4 protein-coding genes are annotated in these 4,633 nt (G+C 73.0%); 2 read left to right on the top strand and 2 right to left on the bottom strand.

Annotated features, from left to right (window positions below; genetic code table 11):
• Positions 1-33 precede the first annotated feature (33 nt).
• Together AB8Z36_RS32505 and AB8Z36_RS32500 are read left to right on the top strand one after the other, a co-directional pair.
• Positions 34-813 (top strand): sugar phosphate isomerase/epimerase family protein, encoded by a 780-nt coding sequence (locus AB8Z36_RS32505; RefSeq protein WP_369216978.1) that lies wholly within the window; start codon positions 34-36, stop codon positions 811-813.
• A complete protein-coding gene (locus AB8Z36_RS32500) occupies positions 810-1,928 on the top strand; it encodes a Gfo/Idh/MocA family protein (RefSeq protein ID WP_369216977.1) in 1,119 nt (372 codons plus the stop codon). The genes AB8Z36_RS32505 and AB8Z36_RS32500 overlap by 4 nt, the downstream gene beginning before the upstream one ends.
• On the opposite strand, the gene AB8Z36_RS32495 is transcribed toward AB8Z36_RS32500, so the two are convergent.
• Both AB8Z36_RS32495 and AB8Z36_RS32490 read right to left on the bottom strand, forming a co-directional pair.
• Positions 1,921-2,478 (bottom strand): PadR family transcriptional regulator, encoded by a 558-nt coding sequence (locus tag AB8Z36_RS32495; protein ID WP_369216976.1) that lies wholly within the window; start codon positions 2,476-2,478, stop codon positions 1,921-1,923. The genes AB8Z36_RS32500 and AB8Z36_RS32495 overlap by 8 nt on opposite strands.
• 36 nt (positions 2,479-2,514) lie before the next feature.
• Positions 2,515-4,536, bottom strand: a complete 2,022-nt coding sequence (locus tag AB8Z36_RS32490) for an oxidoreductase (RefSeq protein WP_369216975.1) — start codon at positions 4,534-4,536, stop codon at positions 2,515-2,517.
• Between the last annotated feature and the right edge of the window lie 97 nt (positions 4,537-4,633).

The raw sequence follows: 4,633 nt of genomic DNA, 5'->3' as shown, positions 1-4,633 counted from the left end.
ACCGTCCTCCCGGCCGACAGGGAGGGCGCGTTCATGACASGACCGCTSAGCGTKCAGCTCTACACCGTGCGGGATCAGCTCACCGCCGACCGCGAGGGGACCCTGCGCCGCCTCTCCGCCATCGGGTACGGGGCCGTGGAACCGTACGACGTGCTCACCGACCCCAAGGGGCTGCGGCGGATCGTCGACGACCTCGGGCTCACCGTGTCCTCGACGCACGCCGTGCAGCTCCTCGGGCCCGACCCGGACGCCGTGCTCGACGCGATCGGCACGCTGGGCACCGGCCTCGCGATCGTCCCCGCGGGCATCGAGCCCGCGGAGTTCACCACCCGCGACGGACTGGCGCGGGCCGCCGACCGCCTCAACTCCCTGGTGGAGCGGGCCGCGCGGCACGGCATACGCATCGGCTACCACAACCACTGGTGGGAGACCGAGCCCCGCTTCGACGAGGCGGGCGAGGCCGACGAGCACGGCACCCGGCACGCGCTCGAAGTCCTCGCCGAACTGCTCGACCCGCACGTGTTCCTGGAGGTGGACACCTACTGGGCCGCGGTCGGCGGCGCCGAGGTTCCGGAACTGCTCCGCCGCCTCGGCGACCGCGTCCTCGCCCTGCACATGAAGGACGGTCCCGGTACCAGGGAGGAACCGAACGTGGCGGTCGGCGAGGGCATCATGCCGGTGCCCGAGGTCCTCGCCGCGGCGCCGGACGCGTGGCGCGTCGTCGAGTTCGACGCCTGCGCGGGCGGCACGGACGCCCTCTTCGACGCACTCGCGGCCAGCCATGCCCATCTCACCTCCCTGGAGGCGGCGTGAGCACGGCAGCGGCGGCGACCGGGCCGGTCGGTGTCGCCCTCGTCGGCGCGGGGGTGATCAGCGCGCAGTACCTGCGGACGCTGAGCGGCTTCCCCGACGTACGGGTGGTGGCCGTCGCCGACCTGGACGAGGAGCGCGCGGCCACCGTCGCCCGTACGCACGGCGTCCCCTGCTCGGGCGGCCCGGCGCGGGTGCTCGCCCTGCCCGAGGTCGACCTCGTCGTCAATCTCACCGTGCCCGCCGCGCACGCCCAGGTGGCCACCGCCGCCATCCGCGCGGGCAAGCACGTCTACGGCGAGAAGCCCATCACCCTCGCCCCCGAGGAGGCGGAGAAGCTGCTCGCCGAGGCCTCGGAGCGGGGCCTGCTGGTGGGCAACGCCCCGGACACCTTCCTCGGCGCGGGCCTCCAGTCGGCGCTGCGCGCGGTCGCCGCCGGGGACATCGGCGCGCCCGTGGCGGCGTCGACCGTGGTGCGGGGGCTCGGTCCGGAGGCCTGGCACCCGGACCCGGCGTTCTTCTACCAGCCGGGCGCGGGACCGCTCTTCGACCTCGGCCCCTACTATCTGACCTCGCTCGTCGCCCTGTTCGGCGGGGTGTCACGGGTGGCGGCGGTGGCGGCGCGGGCCCGCGCGGAGCGCACGGTCGGCTCCGGGCCGAAGGCGGGCCAGGCCTTCCCGGTCGACGTGCCCACCCATGTGTCGGCGCTCATCGAGTTCGCCTCGGGGGTACGGGCGGACTCCACGTTCAGCTTCGACTCCGCGCCGCGCCGCACCCGCTTCGAGATCACCGGGACCGAGGGCACCCTCGCGGTGCCCGATCCGAACACCTTCGACGGTCCGCTGAAGCTGCTGCCCAACGGCGCCGACGAGTGGCGCGAGCTGCCCGTGCGGGGGCGCACCGACGGCCGCGGCCTCGGGGTGCTCGACATGGCGCGCGCCCTGCGCGGCGGGGGTGTCCCGCGCGCGTCCGGCGCGCTGGCCCTGCACGTCCTCCAGGTGATGACGGCGATCACGCGGTCGGCGGAGCGCTCGCAGTTCATGTCGCCGGGCACGCAGCCGGTGCCGCCGGAGCCGCTGCCGGTGGAGTGGGACCCGCGGGAGGCCACGCTCACTTAGCCGCCGGAGCGTCTCCGGTCTCCCCCGCGAGTTCTTCGACGGCCCGGCTGAGCCACCGCGTCCAGAAGGTCTCCAGGTCGATGCCCGCGCGCAGCACCACATGGCGCAGCCGGTCCTCGACGGCGTCCCTCTCCGGCGGGAAGTCGCGCCGCTCGATCTCCTCGTACTCGGCCAACTGCCGCCTGTGCAGGGCGAGATGGCGGTACAGCTCGTCCTGGATGCCGTCCGTGCCGACCACCGCGGCGGCCCGCAGGCGGAGCAGGAGGGTGTCGCGCAGCGGCTTGGGGTCCTGCCGCTCGGCGGTCCAGCGGGCCAGTTCGGCGCGGCCCGCGGGCAGCACCTCGTACTCCTTCTTCTGCCCGCGCGTCGCGCCCCGGCTCGGCAGGGCGCGGATCGCCCCGTCGCGCTCCAGCCTGCCCAGCTCGCGGTAGATCTGCTGGTGCGTGGCCGACCAGAAGTAGCCGATGGACTTGTCGAACCTGCGGGTCAGTTCGAGGCCCGACGACGGCTTCTCCAGGAGGGCGGTCAGGATCGCGTGCGGGAGTGACATGGGCCCCATCCTAGGGACGGGCCCATGCCGGGTCCCTCACAGCGCGGCGGCCAGCTCCGTGCCCTGCTTGATGGCCCGCTTGGCGTCCAGTTCGGCCGCCACGTCGGCGCCGCCGATGAGGTGCGCGCCGCGCCCGGCGGCGATCAGCTCCTCGTACAGGCCCCGGCGCGGCTCCTGTCCGGTGCACAGGACGACGGTGTCGACGGGGATGACGGAGGAGACGCCGTCGACGGTGATGTGCAGTCCGGCGTCGTCGATCAGGTCGTACGTCACCCCCGCCACCATCGCGACACCGCGGTGGCGCAGCTCGGTGCGGTGGATCCAGCCCGTGGTCTTGCCGAGGTCCTTGCCGACCTTGGAGGTCTTGCGCTGGAGCAGGTGGACGGTGCGGGGCGGCGCGGGGCGCTCGGGCTCGGTCAGGCCGCCGCGCTCGCGGTAGTCCATGTCGACGCCCCACTGCCGGAAGTACGTCGCGGGGTCCAGGCTGGCCTTCTCGCCGCCGTCGGTGAGGTACTCGGCGACGTCGAAGCCGATGCCGCCCGCGCCGAGGATCGCCACCCGCTCCCCCACGGGCGCGCCGTCGCGCAGCACGTCGAGGTAGCCGACGACGCTGGGGTGGTCGATGCCGGGGATGTCGGGGACCCGGGGGCTGACACCGGTGGCGACGACCACCTCGTCGTAGGCGGCCTCGGTGAGGTCGTCGGCGGTGACGACGGTGTTGAGCCGGACGTCGACGCCGCGCTCGTCGAGCTGGGTGCGGAAGTAGCGGAGCGTCTCGTCGAACTCCTCCTTGCCCGGGACCTTGCGCGCGACGTTGAGCTGACCGCCGATGTCGGAGGCCGCGTCGTAGAGCGTGACGGCGTGGCCGCGCTCGGCCGCGGAGACGGCGAAGGCGAGTCCGGCGGGGCCCGCGCCGACGACCGCGACGCTCTTTCTGGTGCGGGTCGGCGCGAGGACCAGCTCGGTCTCGTGGCAGGCGCGCGGGTTGACCAGGCAGGAGGTGATCTGGAGGTTGAAGGTGTGGTCGAGGCAGGCCTGGTTGCAGCCGATGCAGGTGTTGATGGCGTCGGGCCGCTCGGCCGCCGCCTTGGCGACGAAGTCGGGGTCGGCCAGGAGCGGGCGGGCCAGCGAGACCATGTCGGCGGCGCCGTCGGCGAGCAATTGCTCCGCGATCTCGGGGGTGTTGATGCGGTTGGTGGTGACCAGCGGCACGGAGACCTCGCCCATGACCTTCTTGGTGACGAAGGTGTAGGCGCCGCGCGGCACGGAGGTGGCGATGGTGGGGATGCGCGCCTCGTGCCAGCCGATGCCGGTGTTGATGATCGTGGCGCCCGCGGCCTCGATCTCCTTGGCGAGGTGGACGACCTCGTCCAGGGTGGAGCCGCCGGGCACCAGGTCCAGCATGGAGAGGCGGTAGATGATGATGAAGTCCGCGCCGACGCGCTCGCGGATGCGCCGGACGATCTCGACGGGGAAGCGGATGCGGTTCTCGTAGGCACCGCCCCAGCGGTCCTCGCGCCGGTTGGTCGGAGCCGCGATGAACTCGTTGATCAGATAGCCCTCGGAGCCCATCACCTCGACGCCGTCGTAGCCCGCGAGCTTGGCGAGGCCCGCGGCGCGCACGAAGTCCTCGATGGTCTGCTCGACCTCGTCGTCGGTCAGCGCGCGGGGCACGAAGGGGCTGATGGGCGCCTGGAGCGCGCTCGGGGCGACGAGGCCCTCGTGGTAGGCGTAGCGCCCGAAGTGCAGGATCTGCAGGGCGATCCGGCCGCCCGCCGCATGTACGGCCGCCGTGATGCCCGCGTGCTCCTCGGCCTCCGCCTCGGTGGTCAGCTTGGCGCCGCCGTCCCAGGGGCGCCCGACCTCGTTCGGGGCGATGCCGCCGGTGACGATGAGGCCGACGCCGCCGCGTGCGCGGGCCGCGTAGAACTCCGCCATCCGCGCGAAGCCGTTCGGCGCCTCCTCCAGACCCACGTGCATGGAGCCCATGAGGACCCGGTTGGGCAGTGTGGTGAAGCCCAGGTCGAGCGGGTTCAGCAGGTTCGGGTAACGGCTCATGCGGCCCCTCCGTACGCGGTGTCTACGGGATCAGTTGTAGACGACGGCGGAAGTGATGTGCAACTAGTTGCATAAAGCGTGAGCGGGGTCTCACCAC

The organism is Streptomyces flavofungini, assembly GCF_041028215.1.
Lineage (GTDB): Bacteria > Actinomycetota > Actinomycetes > Streptomycetales > Streptomycetaceae > Streptomyces > Streptomyces flavofungini_B.
Note: the sequence above shows the minus strand (reverse complement) of the source record. Positions and strands in the feature narration are given on the sequence as shown.